Source organism: Chryseobacterium sp. C3 (assembly GCF_014218905.1).
Classification (GTDB): Bacteria; Bacteroidota; Bacteroidia; order Flavobacteriales; family Weeksellaceae; genus Chryseobacterium; species Chryseobacterium mucoviscidosis.
On the sequence record NZ_JACLCU010000002.1, the window covers coordinates 119,560 to 143,623 of the forward strand.

Here is a 24,064-nt window from a genome sequence, read left to right on the forward strand (position 1 = left end):
TTGTTATCAAAAAAATATAGAGTTGTTGCAACTAAGAGTTATTACATTTCCATACCTAAATCGAGTACTTCGTCAAGAATTTTCATTGTTTTAAAGGCATTTTCCCAACCTCCACAGCATTCAGGGCTTAATGCAATTGTAATGACATCTATCTTATCCATATTTTCAACTAATACATTCCCGACTTTTCTGATCAATTCATCAGAATAAATCTGATAATAGCCTTTACTGTTAGAATAAAAGAAATCTATATCCAAATTTACTATACCGCCATTTTTGGAATCTTTCAGCCAATGATGTAAGCTGTTAAGAAAGTCTTCTATCTTATACTCCCAATCTATAAATTCATTTTCCGGATATGGCTCTTTGGTTATAAAATGTGTAGTTCCAAAGAAATTCGGATATACTTCATTTAGATTTAATATATAATTATCCCAGCGGAACAACGGAGCTTTTATATTGAGTTCCTCCGGATGATTTTCATTAAGTTCAACATATTCTTCAAATGTAATTTTTTCAAGATCAACATTATCATTTAATAAATCTTCCTTGATAGATGGAATAGGGTATAATAGGTCATTATGTCTGTCAATATGATAGAAGTCGTATGATTTAGTGATATCTGTTTCCTGTAACCAGCACCACGCTGCACATAGATGATTATCCATCACATAAACCTTTCCTTTTTTGTATAAAAAATTGGCTGTTGTACTTCCTGAATCCAATAATTGCTGAGGTTTTTCTTTTATCCACATATGCTACCAAATATAGTAAATATCCAGCTGTTGTTGTATAGATAATAGTTCTCTTAAACCTGCTATAATCTAAATGTTCCGTGTTTTCGGTTTGCAAAACTATAAATACAGTTTCTGTACAAAAAAATCTTTTTGGGTTTCTAAATAAAATGCTGCGCCATTTTTTTCAGATACTCCTAAATCCGAAGGACAAAAATATTTCATAGCCTCCATTACATACTTCATTGCGGTTTTGTATTGAATCTGAATTTCTTTCGTCAGAAGCAATGAAAAACAGGGAGAAAGTAGATTATAAAACAATGCTGTTAAAATATCAACTGCTCTCAACAATTTAAATATTAACCCAAAAAATTGGCAATTATGAAAAATCCCAAAATCTCAGCTAATGATTTTTACAATCAGTTTACAGGAACTGAGCAGTACTATTCCTACATCTTTGGAATATTATTGACTGACGGAGTCAAAAATGTGGCATATGAAGAAGAGTGCTACTGGTTTCTGGACTGTATAGCATCTTATCAGACTTCTCAAAAATTTCAAAGTGAAGATTTTCAAGTATGGACGATTAAAAGAATCAAGGATGAGCAGTTTAGTCTTTCTGCATCTGACGGAAATGAAAATCAGTTAATGTCAGCCATTATTCCATTCTCTGACTTCTTTTTTGAAGAATTTACCATCTGGAAAGAGGGTAATGTACTATTACTTCCAAGCGAACACTAAATAATATGAAAACCTCACGATGTATAGGTAATCGTTTTATCAAATTCCAAACTTAAGAATACTTATAAATTTTATGGGAACTTATTCAATTATATATTTAAAAGAAGCTCAATTAGCTGAGGAAGTAAATAACTTTCTGAAAGAAAACTTTGATTTGAACTATGAAAATTTCAATGGCGTTGACTATGGTGTTTTCTTTACACAGGCAATGTTCAATGAAGAACTTAGATTTTTAAATGAAGATGAAGAAGGTAAAAAGATACTAGCCCATTATGACCGACCGCTTACTACAGAAACTTACTATTCTCTCTTATTTGGAATAGGCAACTGCTTTGGAGATATTGGAACTGCCTGTATAAAAGTCTCAAGTGTAATTGAATCAGATTTCAAGTTTATCAGAGCACTTCAGAAGTTCAAAAAGACACCTGAATTTATCAAATATGTCGATTTGAAAAAATCACAGCATCTTCAAAGATTATTATCAATAAGGATTGAATAATTTTAATTGTTTTCTAATCCTTTATATTCTGACTTTCTCGGTTTTCTTATGCGAAATTAGAAATCCATCCTCCAATCAAAAAATCTTTTTGGGTCTCTATAATTACAGCATAGCTATAATTTCAGACACTCCTGAATTCTTCGAACAAAAAGATTTCAAAGCCTTCATTACATTCTTTCATTCCGGTTTTATTGAATGACAGATTTCTTTTGGAATGCACATAAAACAATAGAAAAGTCAGAATATTAAATAAAGTATTATGAAAACATTCACAAAAAAAAGTAATTCAAAAGATTCTTCACAAGAAAAAAATGAAGATAGATTCATTTTAAAAATACTCGAAAACCTTGATAAAGTTAATCCGCAGGACTGGGAACATTATGCTGATGTGCAATTTCAAATGCCGAAAAATCTTTTTACAAAAAAGCAATATCAAGGCTTTAACACAGTAGCTCTTTATATTGATGCTTTAATCAATAATTTCCAAACCGCCGATTATGCGACATTCAACTCTATTTCGAAAGCCGGTGGCAGACTAAAAAAAGGAGCAAAAGGTACAATCATTGAATTTTTTAGCTTCATCTACAAACATAGAGAGACGGGTAAAATCTATAGCAGAGAACAAGTATTAGAAATGTCGGTGAATGAAAGAGAAAATATTAATAAGATCAGCTGTTTAAAGAATTATACCGTTTTTAATGCTGAACTGATTGAAAATATAGCCGATCTAAATATTGATACTGTCATTGAAGAGGAAAATCTAGTACTGGATTTTCAGGAACAATGTAATAGTGAAGAATTTATCAATTCAATTATTACTAACGGTAATCTAACAGTTAGGCAAACTCTTTCTAGTACAGCTTATTATACGCCTTTAACAGATATAATTTCAATTCCAGAAAAGAAATATTTTATATCTGAAGATAAATATTATTCTACATTATTTCACGAGATCATTCACTGGACTGGTCACGAAAGCAGATTAAAAAGAGAATTAAAAGGTCATTCAGATTTAACAAGTTACTCTTTTGAAGAACTTATTGCAGAAATGGGTAGTATGCTAATCTGCCTCCAATTTGGAATTACTAAGGAGTTTATCAATTCCGTAAGATATCTTAAAAGCTGGTCTGTCAAAAATACATCTAAGCGTGAGGAAAATATCAAGAAAGCATTTGCATCATCTAAAAAAGCAAAGAAATTTCTTGAACAACTTTGATAAAATAATAAGGCTGCCATAGGGCAGCCTTTTCTATTATCGTCAAGAATTATTATTAAATATTTTCCTAAAGAATCTTTTTAAAGGATTCTTCAAGACATTCCAGCCAACGACGATAATAACTAAAGTTAGAGATATTTTTCTTGCATTATTATTGTCAGTGGTATTACCTATAAACGCAAACAGAAATATGTAAAACGCTATTGCTCCGTACACCACAAATTTTATTATTCTTTTCATTATTAATTCTGATTAATAAGAATATGTAAATATAAAAATATTTTTGAAATAATAGGTAAAATATTTTAAATTGGTTTAATAGGTAAAAAATAGTATATTTGTTTAATTCTGATAACAATGAAATGGAAGAGAGTACAAATCACAATTTATTTACGGACATTGCAAGAAGGAATTTTCTAATAAAACAGTTCTTTAAAGCAAATGATGTTACCATTGATTTACTGGGAGATATCAATAATCCCTTAATGGTAACTGAAAACAATATTGTTTTAAGCTGCTATGTCAGTAATTTTAATCTTATTTTTAAAGATGATTCTTTTGAAGGAAATGAATCATTTACCATTAAACTTAAAAATGACCCGGCTATTTTGAAAGATAAATTAGCGGACTGGATTAATTATGCTTCTCACAGGAAAATATATATTTTTACCTCTGACGAAGGATTGTATTATTCCAAGTTTATAAGAATTTATAATGGAAAATTACCCCTTTTCAGCCCTTCAAAAGAGTTGGCATATTATGTTTTCCAACGACAGAAAGCTGTTGAAATGGTTCAGAAACTTAAAAAAGACAAAATAAAATTGTCTATTGTGCTTTAAATAATTTGTAAAGCCGTAAAAATATGATTTATATTTTTCGGTTTTAGTTTTACATTTGTAATAATTTGTTGTCGTTGAATCGGCAAGTTGGCTAATAAATAAGCATTCTATGTGCGCAAAAAAAGCAACCAAAAACTTATTGGTAAAAACCGATAAGTCTTTAGTGGACAATTTTAAGATTTGCAGTTTTACTTATTACAAGGATAACGACCTGTTATCCCTATTTTCCTATAGACATTATTTATGTGTCACATTACTGAATGTTCAAAAGAGTTTTCAGCAAAAATATCATAAGGTTACCGCTCCTAATGAGCAGTATCTTGTTTTTTATAAAAAGAGAGGAACTAAGATTGAAAATACAAAAGAAGAAAGAATATTGGAAAGTATCAATTTTCTACTTCCACTAAAATATTCTGATCTTTATTATGAATTGATGCACACTTATTACATCAATGAAAAATCTGATTCTTCAAGCTATTCTATTTCCGCTTTTTTTGAATTTCTTGTTTCTTTTGTCAGCAAAACTCCTTTGGAATTTTTTTCTGTTGAATTATAACATTCTATATTTCTACATCAATTTAAATATATAATTGTATAAATACGGTAGTATGTATTTATTGAATTGTTGAATTATATGTTTATATAATTCAATAATACTGTCAATATATATTTATATAATTGTTCAATTGTAGGTTTACACATTATTGCAAATGTTGATTTCAACTTTTAAAAAATGGCTTTTGAAGATGATATTGTAAAAATAATTTGTTTTTTTTGTGGTGCAAGATGTCCTTTTGGACGTCCATTTATATAAAATGAGCCTACAAAAGAGTATCTTGCCTTTTTTCAAAAGGATTATTACTAACTCGGAACTCGTTGAAATTTTAACTTAAAATACTCAATTAATCATATTTTAAATGCTCATTCAGAATGATCTCAATCATTTTCAAATTTAAAGTATATTAGATATAAAATAGTAATTACTTAAAATGGTGAATATTTACATAAAAGAACCTTGGGCGATAGATGCAAAAAAAGCATTGAATTTTTTTGTGTCGAGAATGGGAGATGAAAGATGGTTGAAAAGACGAGACAAAGTTGTATCATATTTTCGTGAGGTTGAAGCTATTCAGTATGGATTTAAAAAAGCGGAAAGTAAAGATGGCAAACTCGTCATGCCAATTGCTTTTTATGATGACTGGATTGCATGGTATATGTATCTGGTAGAAAGTATCTTTGAAAGACCTTTATCTGGTGACGCTCTACAATCCGCTCGTATATTTCCGTTTTTTTCGATGATAGGGAAGAATCTTTCAACACTTCTTGAGATTGATGGGATAGAGAAAAAGATTGAGGAATTATTGAACGAAAAAAAGAATCACCCTGATACCATTTTTTTTGAACTGGCAGTTGCAAATTTATATTGTAAAAATGGATGGAAAGTATCCTTTATACCTGAAAGCACTTATTATAAATCTCCGGACTTGCAGATTAGAAAAGATGGACAACAATATTGGGTTGAATGTAAAAGAATGCAGAAAGTTCCGGATTATTCTGAAAGCGAAAGGTCAGAATGGCAAAACAGATCTTTACGATTGACTGCCATTTTGCAAGAATATAAATTGTCGTATTCCATTGATATTATTTTTAAGGTTCCAGTTTCAGAGACAGGCGAAAATATTTTAGTTGATTGTTTTAATGAATATCTTAAAATTCATAGTGGAGATAAAAGAGCACAAATTCAAACTTCTGAAATTGAAATTTCATTTAGACCGTTGAACTTGGCTTCTATAAATAGAGAATTAAAAGAAAGAGATATTAGAAACAATTCACCGGAATTAATTGAGGTTTGCATTGGAAAATATGAAAGTGGGGGTAATTATGTGACCGTATTTAACCACGATGAACTATATAAATTGGGTAAGGATAAAAATTTTGATATTCTAAATCTTTACATTGACAAAGTAGGAAGTATAAGTATTCTTAAATGGACAAGTGTCTCCGAACATTCTATAAATATGAAAGCAAAGGACGTAAAACGACTTCTTGTAAAAGCAGTAGATCAAATACCACTTGATGGTCCAGGAATTATTCATATCGGCTATGAAAATTTGGACGGACCATATGTAGAAAGAAAAAGATTTTTGAAGTCGGAGGAAATAATACAGGGATTTGATTATAAAGAAAAAGATATCCGAGCGATACATTGTAATAGTATTCAGCTGCTTGCTTCCAGTAATAATTTTGATTGGGCTGAAACTACCTGTTTTTATAAACAAAGCCATTATCCTGTTCTAAAAAATGATTTGCTTTTGGCTGATTCAGTAAGTGGCTTTAATAGACCTCACTGGGAAGATGATATAGAAAATTTAGAAGGTAATCAATATAATTAGTGAGCTTTTAAATATTTAGTGGGAGCTTCCATTGATAATTAGAATTGATTGGATAGAGCCATTGTATTGTCCTGAGACAAAGTATCATCTGATATTTTATACCTTTGCCGCGATTCTCAAGTTTAATTTGAGTTTTCATGGTTATTAGTTTTTATCCCCATCTTCTTGGGGATTTTTTTGTTTAAAACTTTTTCTTTGTATTGTCGAAGCAATATTTATCACTAAATTATTTGATTTTTTAAATATTTAATAACGTAATTTATAGTCATGATCAAAAAAAAGAGATCGAAATTGATGCTCAAAACCTATTTTACTTAACTTCACTAAAAGTTCTAAATAACAAACATTATTTTGTTCTTGAGTACAGCGAAAAAAGAAAATTTATTGTCTTCTACGCTAAGACAAACAAATCAAAAGTTACTCTTAAGCTTTCTCCTCCAGTCAAGTATAATAATTGCATTATTTTGACGGGGAAATTTTTTTCAAAACAGCGATACACTGTTTTTGATATTTTTATTTTGGATAAAAATGTGTTTTTATTTATAGAAGAGCAATTAATTGAAATTAAAGATTCAGATCAAGTGTTGATTAAACTTTCAAAAAAACGTACTTCAATCAAATAAAAAATCCCAAGCCAATTTGGCTTGGGATTTTTTATTTGGAATCAATATTTGTTTGATGATTATATTCAAAAATATCCGCAGCTTCTTTATCCCATCGTTTCCTAGGCAGCAATACGATTGTTGTGAATAAATCTCTTTTTTTATCATAGCTGTCAATTCTTTCAAGCCGTCCTCCATAGTCCTTGTCAGCAAGCGGATTAAGAGAATAGGGTAGAATAGTATCGGTTTTATTTAGATAGAAAATACTGTAGGTCTCTCTACTTATAATTTGGAATCTTTTAAAGTGTTTTTTTCCATAAAGTACAGTGTCATTTAGATTTTTCCGTTGCTGATAGTTGGATATAGGTAAGTCAATCCACATTGCTCCGTACCTTTTATTTTTGACATTTCTACCATTTTCAAATTTTTGATCTTTAAAAATCAAAGATTTTGACTGTAAAGTATTTCCAATGCTGAAATATAATGAATCACGGATATAATATACACTGTCAATTATTTCTGGAATTTGAATATTGGGGACTAATTCTATTAAGTCCTTATCCTGGTAGTTCATTTTGGACAAAATGATCTGTTGGTGCTCTTCAAGACCTTTTGAAGCACTGTAATAAATATTCGTGACTATATCAATTCCACCTCTTTTACTTTGAATTTTTTTTCCCTTATTACAAGAAACTAGAAATAAACAAAAGAATAATAAAGCAAAAACTCTCATAGATATTAAATTTTTCGGGAATGGCTCTGCTGATTCTTTACCTCATTAGTTTCCGAATTATCCTTTTGAAAGGCCTGCTCATTAGAGTTGAATCTTTTCATCTTATTATCATACAGATTCAGCATCTTGTATTGGGGGTTGAGAATTGCTTTTCCTTCGACTATATTATTTTTCAGATCTGAAAATTTTACCGAAACAATATTGCCTTTTTCAAGTGATTTGGTGGTAATTTCTCTGTGCTTATCGTTATCAAAATGAAGTTTTGCTTTATCAATGATCTTTTCAATGTCAATTCCGTAGTTTTTATTAAAAACCTGAAGCTTGAAATTTCCTTTTTCATTCTTTTCTTCATTCAATTGTAGCTTTACAAAAGCATCCTCTTTTGCATCCAAATGTTTATTATAAATCTCCGTTTTAACAGATCTGCCTTCTAAAAGATTGATCGCTTCTTTAGCCGTAAAGTTTCCATTAGCGGAAAATGTATGGTTTAAGTTGACATCCTTCTCATTGTTCTTAAGATTTGCAAGGAAAGAGTTTAAGTAGAAGTTTTCATTTTTTTCAGATTTTTGAAATTTCAGCTCAAAATTGATTTCATTGTTTTTGAAAGATGCTTTATCTGAAGAAATATTGATGATAAATTCTTTTTTATCTGAAGCTAAATTATCAGCCAGTTCCGTATGAACTTTTTGTTCTTCGCCAAAACCTAAATACTTGATCTGATCTTTTAAATCTTGTAGATTTCTATTTTCTTCAGGATGCCCGTTTTTTAGCCTGTTAACTTTATTGTATTCTGTTTCCAGGTTTTGAAGAATTTCTGGCTTCTCGGTTTGTTCTTTGGTGAGCACTAATGAAGTACCGTTCAAATTAACGCGTAGTGTCTCATTTGGATTTAATTTCTGCCCCGCTTTTTGCAGCATATTAACCAAATTATTAGGAGTGGACATTTTTTCAAAAAACGGTTTCTCTTGATTGGGCAGTTCGATTTTTACTTCTAAATCGGCTTTTTTGGATTGAAATACATTATTTTCCATGTTGTTAATATTATGATTGTTATGTAATTTGTTATCTAAATCATTTATTTGCTTGGATCGAAAATTTAGCAATCCCGAGAGTAGCTGCAGTCTTTCGCTGTCATTTTTTATAATTATTTTGAAGTCTGCTCCTGAGGAATTAAAAGGTGAAATAGTTAGATCAATTCCGGAAAACATTTTTCTCTTGTTTTGAAGATTTTCTATAAGAGAGTTATAGCTGTCAATTTCACTTGAGATTGAACCACGGAGCCCTTCTTTTAACCAAATACTGTTGTTTGTATTTCTAAAGTATTCAGATATAATCTCAACTTCTGATTTTAATGCGTCATCGCTTTTCATTATTGCTATATATTTGGATGTGAGGTTACCAATAGAGATTTCTATCACTCATTAAATGTGATAGATCATAATTGCGAATTTTAAAGATCTTATCATTTATACCTAACAGAAACAAAATTTTACTTTTCGTCTGCTGTTCTGTATCAAGTATAATCTGAATTGATTTATACTTTATCTTTAGATAATTTTGACCTTTTAGCTGAATGGTTTCAGAGACAACTCCTTTATCTAAAAGTTCAAGATAGAGTACAGTTAATTCAAAATTTCGCAGTGAATGAAATAAATGAATCTTTGGTACGACAAGATTTTTCTGAATGTATCGTCTAAATAAAAAGGATTTTATTTCTTTTTTATTTTTTGACGCGGTAATGATAATTAGCGAATTCCTTAGATAATCACAATGTTTATTTTGTAAAAAAAGCATTGCTTCCAAAATGTATCTGAAACAGTATATATTATGGATGATCAAATCACCAAAATGATTTATAATCTGGTAAAAAGACTTTGTCTCTAGTGATGAGCCATCTCTGTAAATAATAGTCCAGCTATTCTTTCTGAATCCTAAAAAGTAGAGATTTCCATTTTCACTGATTTTTCCCTGAAATATCTTTAGCGTTTCTAAGCTTAGGAGCATGATAATTATCATTATTACCGTCCTCTGGAATGAGATGTTGACCTTGATGCTTCTTCTGCATCTCGTTTCTCTTCCTCTTTCTTTTGATTAGCATCTTGATACATATCTGGATCGTTAACCTGAAGATTAATATTGCTCTTTTCTTTTTCCTTATTAGTATTTTCATTTAAAGAGGATTGAGAAGCAGAGATTTCTTTGCTGACAATATTAAGGTCAGTTATGATATTTTTATTATCAGGATATTGCTCTGATTTCGATTTCAGGTGTGCTTTTAGTTTTTGAAGCTCGACCTGATATCTTATACTTTCTTTTTGTAGTTGATTTTCTTCCTGCATTCTAGCAAGCTTCTGAATGCCTTTTATGATCAAGAAACTAAGACCGCCATCCGTCGCAAGGGATAGTATCAGGAGTGATTTTGAACTTGCGCTCAATTTAGCCTCATTTTTTGATGCCGGACTTATCTGTATGGTGGTTTCATCATCTAACTTAAGCTCTTTACCTTTTCGTAATTGCTGAAGCTGTTTTTCTGAGATATTGTGACCGTTAACATTTTTGAGCTCGTATTTTGTTGTATCCACATCTTTTATCGTATTGTCTTTTTTATCCAATTCAAAAATCCTGGACTGGAACTGCTTATTTTTTTCTTTGAACGGGTTTATTATAAAAACATTATCAAATTTTGCGAGTTCCTTTTCATCAGCATCATCTATTTTAAGAACCGTTTTTTCAACACCGGTCTGAATAATCTGAATTTTATCTCCAACTTTAAAATCTTTAAGACTATCTTCAAGCTTGTTTCCGAAAAAGATTGTTTTTCCCCTTTCGTTTTCTATTTCAACAAATGTGGTCATTTCGTTTTCCGGGTTCTTATTAAAGTACCCTGTTCCAATATGAGTGATGTTTCCATAGTCAGCCATCACTTTGTAAAGATTTCTATTGCTTGAAGAAATTTCAAAAAGTTCGGCAGTTGAAAGGTCTTTGTGATTGACTATATCTTTATTATAAACATTGACATCAAGCTTATCGTCATTTATTTTAAAAGTGAGCCTGTTTTTATCATTTTCGGCAATGAGAATTCCTCCTTTAAGAAAATCATCAATTTCTTTTTTTGAGAGTTTCTCGGAAAAATGATCCTGCTGATTCATGATTCCGAACTTTCTAAGTTCATCTGTAAGTAAGGTGCTAGTATTTTCCATAATTGTAATCTGAAATTGCGTTGTTTGTTTTTATTAAGTCATTTAAGAAATGAACCGGATCTATATATTTTCCTCTTTCTTTCACTGAAAAATGCAGATGCGGTGCAGTGCTTTTCCCGCTATTACCACTTATAGCGATAATATCACCGGCATAGACGAAGTCGCCCAATGAAAAAAAAGTTTTTTGCAGATGCAGATATATGGTCTCAAAATCGCCGTGCTGTACTTTGATGTAATTTCCTGCACCATTACTGTAACCTGTATCACTAATGATTCCATCCAATACTGCAAATACATAATCGCTGTTAGCCCGCAGGTCAACACCGGCATGAAATTTTTCAATTTTATCGATGGGATGAAAGCGATGCCCGAAATTCGAGGTGATCTTCATTTTTTCTAAAGGCATATAAATAATCTGTAGTTCTTCAGTTGGGTATTTTTCGTATTCTAATAATGAAAGTTTTTTATTTCTGTATTTTTTTTCGGATGGATGATTCTCTGACAATGAATCGTCTTCCGACGTCGCTTGAATATCATCATCTTTTTTAATTGAATTGGCTTGTGGAGTAGTTGTTTGCTCAGTTTCATTTGCTGCATTATTCAATGAATCTTTACTCTTCTCAAAATATTTTTTATTCAACTTCCCTGCAATATGGTAAGACAAAAAGCTGGTGGTGAATTGATTTTGTAAAGAGGAGTTCAATCGAATAGTATTGAGTTTTCCTTTATAGGAAGCCGTATTAAATTGAGGTAGGAAATTTGAAAAAATTAACAAATGCATCAGTATTACTGTTTTTTTCATTTTTTTTAAATTTTATGTTGTTAGAGTTACGGATTGAAGTCCTTAATGATCAACTCTACTTCTCTGTTGATTCGTAGAAAGTTCGACATCAGGATTTTCTCTTTATCATTTTTTCCTGACTTGTCTTTAAAGTTATAATACACGGGCATTTCAATATAGTTAGCTTCCTCATCCTCGATACTTTTCATATCAAGATTGATTCTGCCGTGTATGGCCGAAGTTTTATATTCTTCAGTTTGATTATTTTCATCACCTGCGATAATACCCACCATTTCTCCCGTTTTTAATCCTGCTATTTTACCGGCAGGAATGAGGTTATCCATCTTTTCCTGAATTGAAATGGTCGTTTGATTATTATTGATTGACATAGACTGGCTTTTTTGTTTTACTTTGCCAAATACTTTTTCAAGCCAATCCAGTGTACTTTTATCTCGAGCACTGCCACTGAGAATATTTCCGATGATTGCTGTAATCGTGTCTGCAACTTCTTTTTTATAAAATTGGCGGAACTGGGGAATTTCCTGCAGTCCAAGGAGTACAGCTACTTTATTGCTTCTTGCAGTAGCAATTAAATTATCTATCTTATGTATATAAATAGTCGGCAGCTCGTCGGCAATAATTCCGCTTGGTAAATTGCCTTTGGAATTAATCTGTTTTAATAGTCTATTTAATATGGTAGAATATAATGCAGAATTAATATCCTGTGTATTGGGATCAGACGCTAAGACAATGATTGTAGGGTTTTTTCTGTCAGAAATTTTAAGTTTGACATCATCACCTGAAAATACCCAGAAACTTTCCTTCGTTGCCAATCTGGATAGAAATATCTTAAGTGTTCCGATCTGTCCTTCCAGCTGGTCGAAAGCCCTGTTATCAAAAGCCGATTTAAAAGTTGATAATAGAGAATGCAGCTCTATATTGGTGAAAAGAGTATTGAAAATTTCCTCGTAACCACGGTTCATAAATGAAAGCAGATGCGGTAAGGTCGAAAATCTGCCCTCTTCATATTTTGCAAGAAAAGCGATGCATGATGCTAGAAAATTGATGGCTGACTGGGTGAAAAACTGATCACTTCCACCTCCTGACCCACCACCTTTTTGAAGTGAAGACACCATTGCTTCCGCCATTTCCTGAGCTTCTGCTAATGTAGCGAGATATTCTTTTCTTAAAGGATTGACTCTTTTTGATCTTTCAACTTCATTAAGATTAATTACCGCAAACTCGTGCTTATAGCTCTCGTCATGTTGCCTTTTCAATTGATAATGATAGTACGCTATCTTTCCCAAATCTGGAAATTTATAATCATAAATACAGAGACAAAATCCTTTGCCAATCAATTGCCTGATCGCCGGATTAATAATTCCAAAAGATTTACCACTACCGGGCGTTCCTATTACAAGTGTACCTCTGAATGGATTGATATTAATCCATCCGTGATTCATCCGTTTGTTATAATAAAATAAGTAAGGGATGTTGATTGAAAAGTCATTCGTAATTAATTCCTTGTTTTGATCGAATGATTCTTCTTCAATGTTCCAGCGGTCTTTACCAAGCTTGATTTTCATAATCTTGCTGATGTTGTCAGCACCTAAAAGGGTTATTAAAACACCTACGAATGAAAGTAATGCGTAAACAGCCTGATAGATATTAAAATAGGGAGTAAACTGCGGGATGTCTTTTCTAAATGTATCATCTATAAATGCCAATGAACCAAACATCATCAGTAATCCAACGACTATTGGTAAAAGGATTGATTTTGTAATATTAATATCTTGATTTTTTTTTGGCTTTGTACCAATTGCAATTAGTATGATTAACAGAAGTTCAGCAAGTTTGGCATGGTACGGAGGAAATAGAAATGGCATTTTCGCAAATGATTTCAATAGCTTTGGAAGTATCGGAATCTGAGTACCTCCAAAAAAGATAATGCTGCATTCAATCAAAACCAGCATATAGACTGCTTTCTGAAAGAATCCGTAGATTTTTTGTTGTTCTTTACTTTCCTGCATTGTTTCTCAAATTGAATTATATAAAAAGCAGACAGCCAGGAGTTCCCAGCTGTCTGCTATACTTTAGATGTAAATGAATATTAAAAAGTGTCAGCCTGTAAAATATCTGAGTATTTAATCTCCAGATTAATTGTTCTGCCGCTGATTTGATTTTCGATCAGCCTGATGTTTAGAACCTTGTTATTCGGATAAGTGAATTTCTTAAAAACGAAAATATTTCTGTAAGACTTTTTAAATGTCTTTAAGTCATACAGACGGAATACAGGCTCTATCTCAATAGACTGAACATTCGTGGCTTTGTAAACCTTTTTATCATCGATAGAAAACTTAAGTTTGTCAATATCATAGATGAGATTTGTATTGTTTTTAAAACTAATATCTAGAAATACATAATCACCAAAAGCGTATACATTATTAAGCTGCGATTCGATTCCCAAATCTCTGTTTCTACGTATTTTATTTGCTTCTTTTTTTCTGATAATCTCCACCGAATATTTTCTGAGTTCGGCACTGGACATCTGGTAATCCGGATATTCAAGAGCCTGCATGTCTTCAGGTAAAATTTCAATGTTGGTCATTATAGTCGCACTGCTGTCAACTTTATAGATCAGCTTGTACTGAGCCATAAAGGATTGTCCGACAATGGTAACAATTCCTAATTCCTGATTATCATAATAATAAATCGGAGTTTCCTCTTTTATTCTAATACTGTCGGTAGCGGAATGGCTTTCCTCTTCAAACTGTTGTATTTTAATTCTTACAACATTTTCTGTAGGAAGATCGCCTATAAGGTGTTTCGTACTTAAATCAACAAACTGAATAGGCTGGGGGCTCCTGAAATGAAGATTGACATTACCTGTAATATAGATTTCGGGAAGATTATTTTTATATACTCTCGATAGTACTGTATTCTGAGCGGATGTCTCCGTAGAAACAAGCATCAGCATAAGGATAATAATGAAATTTTTCATAGATTATGGATTGGTGTTTTTCTTATAAATGTTCTTTTTCTTTTTTTCAAGTTCTTTGTTGTCAATGAGGTAAACGAAAGAATTGTATTTAATTTTTGCCTTGTTTTTCCGTATTACGTCCGATATTGTTTTTGAGGTGGATTGATATACTGAGCTAAGCGTCGTGGTAAAAAAATCAGCGCTACCACTGGAAAGATTTTGACCTTGCACAATGTTTTCTCCCATAGATCTTGTCATTTCACGGAATGCCGAACTTGGGACATACAATCCTTCCATGCCATCAACATCATAGATATTGAGACTGATAGGAAGAATCTCGTTCTGATGCATTACCGATACGATGTTAAGGTTCACCCTTTGCAGTGAAAATCCACTGATCAATGCGTAAAGGGGAGTACCTTTCGATATTTTTGCATTTCCGACGTATACATCTTCGAGTAGGCGAATCCTTATTCTGCTTCCTGCAAAGCCCTTAATGTTTTCGTCGATCACAGCTTTGATAAAGTTATTTTCACGTTGTCTGAAGATCGAATTGAATTCTGTGCTTTTCGAGGCTTTTGTTACATCCAATGTAGAATTGAGAAAAAAATCCATCTCTTTCTCATTTTTCTTCATTTTCTCAATGGCTTTGGCTTGATTTTTAAGTTCAGGGTTGTTTGCTTTTTCGATACTATCCATTAACATCATCTGCTCTCTCATCAAGGTCATCTGATCCTTTTTCCAGTCGGAATTTTCAGCACTCCGAGTATCAGCTTTTCCTGAATTGTTTACCCCGTTATTGTCACCATTGAGCATTTTTAACATTTTCATACTTCTGTCGTACTGATCATCCTCACGTTCTTTCGACTGTTTAGCATCCATCGCGTTATAGTAGGACTGTCGATTGGCCTGTCGGGAAAGATTATTCAGACGTTCTTTTTCTCTGACATAATTCATACTGTCAATATGCCTTTTCTGTCGCTCTGAAAGATCATCATCAAATTTTTCAAGACTTTCATGCTCATCACCGAAACCGTCAATCATGGTTCTTCCATCGGTTCTTTTATCAAAGAAATCAGCATAAGCGTCGGCCTTTCCTTTAATTTCAGAGCGTTCTCCAACTTTTCCGAAATCGGTGGAAATGTCTTTACTCTCAGCCAGTTTATTTTTGTCTTTTCCTGAGTTTTCCGTGAATTGAACATAAAAATACCCTATCATTAAAACGAATGGCAGGGCGATGAGGGGAAGAACATATTTAGGTTGTTTTAAATTGAGTTTTTTCATCTTGAATTATTTATATTGTATTTATCGAGGAGATATTTAATTCTCGAACTATCGGAAGAACTCAATATCTTTTTTTTCCGATAGTAATCAAGTTCTTTCAGCGCTTCTCTTATACCCAGAATTTTTTCTGTCTCTGTAAACGGCGAGTTGAATGAGGTAGCAGCATCCTTTAGGACATTTTGCTTTTTCATCGTTTCGTATTCAGGAATGGAAACTTTTTGTATGTAAATCAAGCTTCCAATTGAGAATAGGGTGGACAAAAAAATCAATCCAAACATGAGATAAAATGTTCTCTTCGGCTGACGTTCTGCAAATTGTTCCACACTTTTCCATATGGTTGATGGATTTTTACTGATGATTTTATTTTGCTGTTCCATTATCTAAATTTTTCTTTTACGGAAATGTCCGAGTTATCTAATGTTTTCCATTTTTCGATCAGAACACCATGAGGATTATTGGGAGATCGGGGAAGATCTTGCAAAAAACCTTCAGTGATCAATTTTCTGACGATAAGCTGCGTCTTTCGGTTAATGGTCTGTTTGCCATAGTAAATAAATTTTAAGTTCTGCTCATCGAGTTTAATGCTGTCTGCTTTTATAGTCATCACACTATTGGAAGAAATGATCTGGTTGTAAAATCCCTTTTCCTTCAGATTCATATACTCCTTCATACCACTGTCATCGATCAGATACAATGCTTTTCGTGTCTGAGATTTTATATAATCGTCATCTGCTGAAAGTGTGAAAAATAAAGAATGAAACATATCGACTTGAGCTTTATATTCAACAGGTCTGTTTAGGAGCAAATCGGTCTGCTTGACTAAAACAGGAACCCCGTTATCTAAAATATAGATGGATTTTCTTGCATCTTTTATCTGTTTATATGAGAAAACAAATCCTGCAATAACGACGATGACTGATAAAATTATGCAGCCAATGGAAGTTACTTTATTGATCTTGATTTTTTTTTCAATGTTTTTTACAACTGCCATAATTATCCTTTTAATAATGAAACTCCTTTAGTGGCTATTGCCATTCCTGCTTTTTTCATCTTACTCATGGCTCCTGTATTACCACCGCCCGACGGAATGATATAATTGGCCAGGGTAGGAACACATAATATTCCTACGGCTGTAATTAAAAAACAGACGATGACCAATCCAAATGACATGATCCCACTGCTAGAATAGGTAAGCAGCAAATCCATGTTCTTTATACTGCCGTCTGTATTGATAATCTGATCATATCTCTCAATTTCTGCCTCAAAGGCAAATAGCTGAAGGAGGGTTCCGATTTTTAAAATAATAAATGCCACAAATCCGTAAAGATTGACATTGATGAATCTGGAAACCCATTGAGAAAGAAAACTTGAAAACGCAGGAAAAACTGATAACCCAACCGGTATAGGACCGATAATAATTAAGATGGTCGAAAATATCAGCTGGATAAAAAATATCCCATAGACACATATTCGAAGTATCCATAACCCAATCAATTCCAGCGCGCTCGATATGGCTAATTGTAAACCAACCTGTAATCTGAGATAAAGTTCATAGACAGGACTCATAAGACTTGTTAATCCATCTCCAACCATATCCAGTCCTTCTTCTATTAAAGATTGGTCTCCGGCTTCCTGTTGTTGGATTTCAGCTTGTGCTTTAGCTTGCTCTTCAACAATTCTGTCTACAACCTGCTGCTGTTTTTTAAAACGTACCCATCTTAAAGAATTCAATTCCTGCTGACTCTCAACAAAGCTGCTCTCTGAGACGTCCTGAAGCTTGATTAGAGGAGTACGGAGAATACCGACAAATGATACCCAATTCACAATAACCAGTCCAATGGCGAAGGGTTTTAGCATCGGTACTATTTCCCATTCACGATCTCCGCCTATCATCTGCCATCCTATATTCCCCAGATAGAGTAGTGCGCCTAAACCCGCTACAGCCTGTCCAAATAATATAAATTGTCCATATTCTGCGGTCATAAAGCTGTCGTAAAGCGGTAGGAACTTTTCAGTAAACCAGCCTTCCAATACGCCCTCACCCTGCAGAAAATCCATTGCTTTCTGGTAATATTCATCACTGTGTGTATCCTGTGAGAATGCAAAGCACGGAATGAATAAAAGCATTATTTTCATAATGCTTTTTAAAATCTTTTTTCGTTTCATAATTTTTTTAACTATAAATGCCCCGTCATTACATCCATGAATATCTCTGCATCTCTCCGTTCTTTTGTAATCTTTCCGGGATTTTTTGTTTTGTAACTTTCAAGTTTAACTTCGGCTCTAAACCTGTTCTCTCCCTGCTGGTTTAAGTACGCTAGGTATTTTTTCATTTTTCGCCATTCGATAAGGCAGTCATGGTAGGCAAGAATCCTTTTGCCTCTCGGCATATCTGCACTTTTAGCAAATTTGTATTTGTCCTGAATGACGTTGATCTTTCGCCTGCATTCTCCGATGATGCCGTAATTATTGAATCGTTCCCAGGCTTTCGAAGAAGTAAATCCCCACTGAGATAATGCCGAAGATCCGGTGTCAAAATTATCCAGACTGTTCAGTACATCTTTATAATAAAGCAGATAAAGAGGATCAGCCCCTGAGGTCGCACTGGAATAATGATAGAATTCTTTCAGGTTTTCTTCATATGTTGTCTTTGCTTCTTCCTGAATATCGCTTGTTTTGTCCTGCTGTACCAAGGTTGTTGCATATCTTTGGTTTTGCAATCCCGCCAGTCCTAAAGGTCTGATGTCATTTCCGCCTTTGTAATCACGGTTTCGACTTGGAGCCAGCCAGCCCCATACCATGGCATAGGCATAATTAGTCTGTATGCCCAAAAAGTATTTTGGTTCAGGCTGCCAGTCTCCCCATTGATAAAAGACCTGCCTTTTCTCCTGACCTACAATGTGTTTGTCCTTAACTCTTTTTATGGTCTGTCCCTTTACGAAAGATAAAAGGGGAAGAAATGATAGTATTAATAGTATGTTTTTCATAGATTATAATTTTACCAACCGTTTAAATTCTGGTTATAATTATTAATAATATTTTGGATTAAACCTTTGTCCCGTATATACCAGCTGTTGAAAACACCAATATGACGGAAGTATGGTTTTTTTTCAGCATTCCTCAGGTAATTGATAATGTGAACTGTCCAGCCATTCATAATTTTTATCTCATGCTGTATTTTTGAAAGAATTTTCTGCCGATCGTAGCTGTCCATAAGAAAATCATTTTCTTCATTGAGAACCGATTCGCTTATATTTTCATATGAGTTCATCGCATGCAGATAAAGCTTAGAATAATAATTCATAATCAATACGGCATACTGAGGTTTTTGAGCTGAAAGCTCCAGCATTTTCTCCATGTTTCCAATAAGTTTGGTAAAATCATAGTATATGGCTTCAAGCTGTTTTCCCTGCTTCAGTGCTGAATTGACATTACGAAGCTGATTATATATGTGATTTTTTATGACCACAACCTGCACAGCCTTTTCCTTGATATCATCGTAAGCTTTTCTTTGTTTCTCGTAAGAATTTTGGTAAAGCTTTTCAGAAGCTACTCTTGCAGCCTGGTTGGCCGTTACCTGAGCCTGCAGTTCTAAATTATAATAGAGCTGATAATAGGTTTGTGACTTTGCATTATTCAGTAAAAGCAGAAAAAATACAATTAGAAATGTTTTCATTTTAATAAAGATTTGCATTGTTAATGATATCCTGAATGATTTTCTTGTCCCTGTTCACCCAATTTTGAAGCAGGTTATTACGCAGTTTTATTTTTCTCTTGACATTGATGATTTTCTGAAGGGTAGAGTAGGACTGCTGCCGAAGAGTCTTGATTTCACTTTGAGCAAAATCCAGAAGAATTTTACGTTCGGCCTTTTCCATTTCGTTTATCGTCCCATACGATAAAACTATACCTGCCATCAGCCTGATATACAACTGCAGACTATTTATAAACTCATACTGACCATTGAGTGCGACAGGAATCCAGATTGGGGCATCAGATAATTCAGTATAAATTTTCGACTGTATCTCATAAATCTTATCAATTTCTCTGACGATGTTCACCGATGTCGGAATAGCCTGAACTGCAAACGAAAGGTTGTTAAGCCTTCCACGAATTTTTTCAGTCACATCCCTGTATTTGCTCCATTGTTCCTTATTGGCTGATTCCAGACTTAAATTGGTCAGCTGCTTATTTCTCATTTCTTTCTGCTTCTCATTTTCATCCATTGTTTTTTGAATTTCAGAGTTAATAAGGTAGTAGCAGATATAATTCCCTCCAGTAAGCTGACCTTTAAGTATATTTGAAAAAATCAGAATCAGGAAACAGACTTTAGTTTTTGATAAAGTTTTCATAGTCCCAATGTTCCTGCGTTGTTCAATATTTGCTGAAAAATATGCCTGTCAGTATTGACATACGTCTGAAATGGATTGATAGATTTCCAGAATCCTTTTCTTTTGGCTCTCCTTATCGTCATCTTTACGTTGATCAAATAGACATTCAGCAGACGGGTGTTATTTTCAATATTGTACAGAAGCCTTTTCCGATCTCCTGAAGTTGCAAGATTCAGCTCACCACTTGTCAGCAGATCAGCAACATCAGTATAAATGTCGGTCGCTTTGTTAGTTACCAGCTGTATTGATTTTGTCGCAAATATGCTGTACTCCGGTGCATCCTGCACTTCGTTATATATCCCATCAACATTCGTGATTATTTTGCTAAGGTTGTTGTAAATATTCTGAACTTGAATGCCGTTTTTCAAAGTACCATTTACCTCTTTTAATCCTTTGTACAATTTATTCTGCAGATCGTTGGCCAGAACCATCTGAGTTGAGACAACCGCCTGCGCCTGCTGCAGTTTATTCATCTCGTCGACTGTTTTCTCCTGCTCGCTTTTAATTTGATTGGCATATAAAATCATAGCAGGAGCTGTCAGTACATCTATATAGGGAGTTTGTGTTTTATAAAAACTCATGATAAAGACCATGAGTATGATGCTATATTTTTTCATAAGTCTGATTTTTGCTTTTAATAAATTCCTTTAGCGTTATATCTTGATCTATAAGTAGCCGTTTGATACTTTTGAAGAAATCTTTACTAGGGTTTTGCTTTTTGAATGAATGATAGTATTCGATTAACCCGTTGTCAATAGGTTTTTGGTAAATATTTACCAATGATACCAAGTTTGGTAGACCGTCTTTCAGATGATCAATATCTAGAACAAACTGCTCCAATGCATCCTGATAGTTTCGATATTCATTAACATAGTATTCGAGTGCAGATTTTTCAGGTTTTTCAGTAGTATAAGTCAAATATTGCTGTAGTGAAACTTCATTACCATATACTTCACCTTTGCTGCCCCGTTTAAGATAAAATTCTTTGAACCGGCTTCTACCGCTTTTATTATTTAGATTATTAATGGTGAAAATCTTACTCTGCTCAACCTCATTAAGTGAGAGCAATTTTGCAATCTTATCAAAATTATCGATGAATTTTGTCTGATCGAGAAGTATGAAGGTATCCGAATTATTAATAATACTGTCTTTTACGACAGCATTCCCGATAATATCATCCAGCTCCTGTGTAACAACAACGGCTTCACCCCAGAATTTTCTGACTGTTTTATACAGGTATAAAATATAACTTCCCATTAGTTTACTCGCAATTGCCTTCCAGGCTTCTTCAATAATGAGTGCTTTTCGCCTATCTTTTCTCAGACGCATTTTCTGGATAAACGTATCCATAATAATGAGGGTTACAATAGGAAACAGCTTAGGATTATCTTTAACATTATCAATCTCAAAGACGATAAAGGGCTCATAAAATAATGAGTTGTCTGCATCTTCATTTAAAGTCGTTCCATACCTACCTCCTTTGTAAAAATCAGCCAATACATAAAGGAATGTTCTCAGGTTGAATTCAGCTTCAGAAATTTTGAACTTTTTATTGGAAAGATAAATAGGAAGAAATTTTTCAGAATACTCATAAAAAGTGTTGAAAGAAAGTTCTTCCACGTCTAGCATTTCTTCAAGCTCTACCAGTTTTTTGATGAGTGATTTTCTGAAGGCATTTTCCCACTCCGCACTGTTGATTTTGGGTCTTTCAATTATTTTAGTATTTGAAAGGATCAGTTGGCTTTCATCGTAAGTCTTTCTTTTTTCGGTATTGACCAATGTTTCGTAAGCCTCGTGTATTTTGTCGAATATGGAATCATCAAAATCAGCTTTATCAAGATTTTTATCAGGATGATACTGTACCGCCAATTTTCGAAACGCCTTTTTAATGTCCGAGCTTTCAGCATCCATTGGTATTCCTAAAATTTGATAGTAATTTTCATTTTCACTGTATTGGCTCTCAAATTCATTATAAAGATCATCTTCGTAGATGTTGTATTTACTTAGGTATAGAATCAGCTCACGCGAGGTCTTTTGCTGATACCAATTGGTACCACCTTTGAAAAACTGATGGTAATACGCTAAGAGCAGATTATCAATAATGGATTTTTGTGTGGTGGTCATCGATGAATCTGCACCCTGCCATATCAGAAAAATAAGATTTCCTAGAAACTCAATTTTCTCAATATTAAATTCCGATTGGCTGACTACAAAGGGGTTCATTGTGATTGGCTTCTCTTCGGTGTACTGAATATACTTCCCATTCTTATATTTTGCCGTCCCGCTGTAACTGTCTCCGGTGTCCACAATTACAACATCATAATTGTAGGCTAAATATTGTTCAATGATATTATTCATCAAAAAAGATTTTCCGCTTCCTGACGGTCCAAGAACAAATTTGTTTCGATTATTGATTCTGCCGATCTGCATTGGCAGATCAGCGGTGTCGACCTTTAACGGAACTCCCTGTCTGTCCGTAAATCTCAGGTAAAAACTGGATGGTTCATCTACGGGGTAGCTCTCTTTAAAAAAAAAAGCACAGCGAGGCTTCACTCGTTGTGGTAAACAAATCGTATTCTTTTAGTTCATTGGCATTCCCCGGTAGTGATGCTCGAAACAACTCCAATTGATTGAAAGAATTTTTACTGGAAATTACTCCTTTTTGAAAGAGCTGGTTCTCAATCATCGACTGGATTTTTTCCAAATCCTCAATAGTTGGGCAGCTGGTGACAAGACTGTAATGTGCGTCAACAATAAGCTGACCGTCCTTAGCAATATTATCCAGCAAAATACCTATTTCTTCGGCGCAGATCCTATTCAAAGGTTCATTCTGAAATCCTTCGTGACGATTTTTTTTATTGGCTAAAAATTTAACTCTTTCCGTCTGATCAGGAATGACAATAATTTGGTTGTAAATAATGGTATTGTACAGTTCCAGGTCATTAATAAAAGAAAAATTGTCAACTGCGGTATCTTTGATAGCTCCGTTTCCACCCAACGTTGTGTAAGGGTAAATTTCATTGGGCAGTTCAATATTTTCAACATCTACTAAAGAAATGGTCTTCACATAGGAATTACCAATCTGGAGATTACTGTCAAGTGACCTTATATTGTCAAAAGCTTTTGTTGATCTGCCAAAGTTCATGGAAAGAATAGAGGAGATGTAATACTCAAAATTCTTTTCAAAGAAAAAATGGGGCTCAAAATCATTTTCCTTCAGAAGCATAAAGATTTTTTCTGCTTTGTCTCGCAATTCCTTATACTTTTTATCTGAATATTTGTACTGGTTTTTCTTTTTGCTTTGATCGATCCTGTGGGTAAATACCAGAATGCTATCGATTGTTTTGTAAATTCTTCCCGCAAAATGTTCTGAATATTTTTGCTGTAAATATTCTTCATGTGCTTCCGCCTGGTAGATCTTTTTATCGAAAATGTCCAGCTTCTGAACGATATATCCTTCTCCAATAATACTGATAATATTAAGTAGTATTGAATGATACTTCAGATACAAGGCACGGTCTGCCGAATACTGTGTGACAATATTTTTAATTTGGATGGCAATGATCGGGTTTCCAAATTCACCGATAAGAACATCATAATTAACATTAAATTCTGAACCGTAGTCGTAGCCAATAAATGGCAGACTAAAGCTTTTCTTTTTCATTGTGTGT

Annotated in this window: 22 protein-coding genes and 1 pseudogene; 6 read left to right on the top strand and 17 right to left on the bottom strand. The window is 33.4% G+C overall.

All coding sequences use genetic code 11. The features are described from left to right. Positions 1–41: 41 nt before the first annotated feature. Together H6W53_RS04340 and H6W53_RS04345 are read right to left on the bottom strand one after the other, a co-directional pair. Positions 42–725: a hypothetical protein gene (locus tag H6W53_RS04340; protein ID WP_185205012.1), complete on the bottom strand. Its 684-nt coding sequence runs from the start codon at positions 723–725 to the stop codon at positions 42–44. A 129-nt stretch (positions 726–854) separates the two neighbouring features. Continuing rightward, positions 855–1,085: a hypothetical protein gene (locus H6W53_RS04345; protein ID WP_027383746.1), complete on the bottom strand. Its 231-nt coding sequence runs from the start codon at positions 1,083–1,085 to the stop codon at positions 855–857. Positions 1,086–1,115: 30 nt separating this feature from the next. Here H6W53_RS04345 and H6W53_RS04350 point away from each other — a divergent pair, with 30 nt between their 5' ends. The 6 genes from H6W53_RS04350 to H6W53_RS04375 all read left to right on the top strand — a co-directional run bounded on the left by H6W53_RS04350 (position 1,116) and on the right by H6W53_RS04375 (position 6,422). Continuing rightward, on the top strand, positions 1,116–1,475 hold the full coding sequence (locus H6W53_RS04350; RefSeq protein WP_002977293.1) for a DUF6876 family protein: 360 nt from the start codon (positions 1,116–1,118) through the stop codon (positions 1,473–1,475). Between the two features lie 73 nt (positions 1,476–1,548). Further along, positions 1,549–1,974, top strand: a complete 426-nt coding sequence (locus H6W53_RS04355) for a hypothetical protein (protein WP_002977295.1) — start codon at positions 1,549–1,551, stop codon at positions 1,972–1,974. A gap of 259 nt (positions 1,975–2,233) precedes the next feature. Beyond that, the gene (locus tag H6W53_RS04360; protein WP_002977297.1) at positions 2,234–3,190 is read left to right on the top strand and encodes a zincin-like metallopeptidase domain-containing protein; all 957 of its coding nucleotides are present in this window, start codon (positions 2,234–2,236) and stop codon (positions 3,188–3,190) included. A 362-nt stretch (positions 3,191–3,552) separates the two neighbouring features. Continuing rightward, positions 3,553–4,029, top strand: a complete 477-nt coding sequence (locus H6W53_RS04365; protein ID WP_002977301.1) for a hypothetical protein — start codon at positions 3,553–3,555, stop codon at positions 4,027–4,029. 109 nt (positions 4,030–4,138) lie between these two features. After that, positions 4,139–4,585 carry a hypothetical protein gene (locus H6W53_RS04370; protein WP_002977302.1) on the top strand — a complete coding sequence of 149 codons (447 nt, stop codon included), beginning with the start codon at positions 4,139–4,141 and terminating at the stop codon, positions 4,583–4,585. Positions 4,586–5,018: 433 nt separating this feature from the next. Beyond that, positions 5,019–6,422: a hypothetical protein gene (locus H6W53_RS04375; RefSeq protein WP_002977303.1), complete on the top strand. Its 1,404-nt coding sequence runs from the start codon at positions 5,019–5,021 to the stop codon at positions 6,420–6,422. A gap of 654 nt (positions 6,423–7,076) precedes the next feature. Here H6W53_RS04375 and H6W53_RS04380 read toward each other — a convergent pair. From H6W53_RS04380 to H6W53_RS04450, 15 genes and pseudogenes are all read right to left on the bottom strand, one after another. Further along, entirely contained in the window at positions 7,077–7,757 is a 681-nt protein-coding gene (locus H6W53_RS04380) for a hypothetical protein (RefSeq protein ID WP_002977304.1), read from the bottom strand. A 5-nt stretch (positions 7,758–7,762) separates the two neighbouring features. After that, entirely contained in the window at positions 7,763–8,788 is a 1,026-nt protein-coding gene (locus H6W53_RS04385) for a hypothetical protein (RefSeq protein WP_185205013.1), read from the bottom strand. 987 nt (positions 8,789–9,775) lie between these two features. Then, on the bottom strand, positions 9,776–10,957 hold the full coding sequence (locus H6W53_RS04390; RefSeq protein WP_002977307.1) for a hypothetical protein: 1,182 nt from the start codon (positions 10,955–10,957) through the stop codon (positions 9,776–9,778). Then, the gene (locus tag H6W53_RS04395; protein WP_002977308.1) at positions 10,944–11,759 is read right to left on the bottom strand and encodes a M23 family metallopeptidase; all 816 of its coding nucleotides are present in this window, start codon (positions 11,757–11,759) and stop codon (positions 10,944–10,946) included. The genes H6W53_RS04390 and H6W53_RS04395 overlap by 14 nt, the downstream gene beginning before the upstream one ends. Before the next feature lie 26 nt (positions 11,760–11,785). Next, entirely contained in the window at positions 11,786–13,768 is a 1,983-nt protein-coding gene (locus H6W53_RS04400) for a type IV secretion system DNA-binding domain-containing protein (protein ID WP_002977309.1), read from the bottom strand. Between the two features lie 80 nt (positions 13,769–13,848). Further along, entirely contained in the window at positions 13,849–14,739 is an 891-nt protein-coding gene (gene traN, locus H6W53_RS04405; protein WP_002977310.1) for a conjugative transposon protein TraN, read from the bottom strand. A gap of 3 nt (positions 14,740–14,742) precedes the next feature. Further along, positions 14,743–16,002: a conjugative transposon protein TraM gene (gene traM / locus H6W53_RS04410; protein ID WP_002977311.1), complete on the bottom strand. Its 1,260-nt coding sequence runs from the start codon at positions 16,000–16,002 to the stop codon at positions 14,743–14,745. Then, positions 15,999–16,379, bottom strand: a complete 381-nt coding sequence (locus H6W53_RS04415; protein ID WP_002977312.1) for a hypothetical protein — start codon at positions 16,377–16,379, stop codon at positions 15,999–16,001. The genes traM and H6W53_RS04415 overlap by 4 nt, the downstream gene beginning before the upstream one ends. Further along, on the bottom strand, positions 16,379–16,993 hold the full coding sequence (traK, locus tag H6W53_RS04420) for a conjugative transposon protein TraK (RefSeq protein ID WP_002977313.1): 615 nt from the start codon (positions 16,991–16,993) through the stop codon (positions 16,379–16,381). Before traK ends, H6W53_RS04415 begins: the two co-directional genes overlap by 1 nt. 2 nt (positions 16,994–16,995) lie before the next feature. Then, entirely contained in the window at positions 16,996–18,168 is a 1,173-nt protein-coding gene (locus H6W53_RS04425) for a hypothetical protein (RefSeq protein WP_002977314.1), read from the bottom strand. Positions 18,169–18,179: 11 nt separating this feature from the next. Further along, positions 18,180–18,989 (bottom strand): hypothetical protein, encoded by an 810-nt coding sequence (locus tag H6W53_RS04430; RefSeq protein WP_002977315.1) that lies wholly within the window; start codon positions 18,987–18,989, stop codon positions 18,180–18,182. An 11-nt stretch (positions 18,990–19,000) separates the two neighbouring features. Next, positions 19,001–19,678 carry a hypothetical protein gene (locus H6W53_RS04435; RefSeq protein WP_050791097.1) on the bottom strand — a complete coding sequence of 226 codons (678 nt, stop codon included), beginning with the start codon at positions 19,676–19,678 and terminating at the stop codon, positions 19,001–19,003. A gap of 1 nt (position 19,679) precedes the next feature. Continuing rightward, entirely contained in the window at positions 19,680–20,354 is a 675-nt protein-coding gene (locus tag H6W53_RS04440; protein WP_002977317.1) for a hypothetical protein, read from the bottom strand. Further along, on the bottom strand, positions 20,351–21,010 hold the full coding sequence (locus tag H6W53_RS04445; protein ID WP_027383743.1) for a hypothetical protein: 660 nt from the start codon (positions 21,008–21,010) through the stop codon (positions 20,351–20,353). The genes H6W53_RS04440 and H6W53_RS04445 overlap by 4 nt, the downstream gene beginning before the upstream one ends. Beyond that, a pseudogene (locus H6W53_RS04450) lies at positions 20,997–24,057 on the bottom strand (TraG family conjugative transposon ATPase). The gene H6W53_RS04445 and the pseudogene H6W53_RS04450 overlap by 14 nt, the downstream one beginning before the upstream one ends. Between the last annotated feature and the right edge of the window lie 7 nt (positions 24,058–24,064).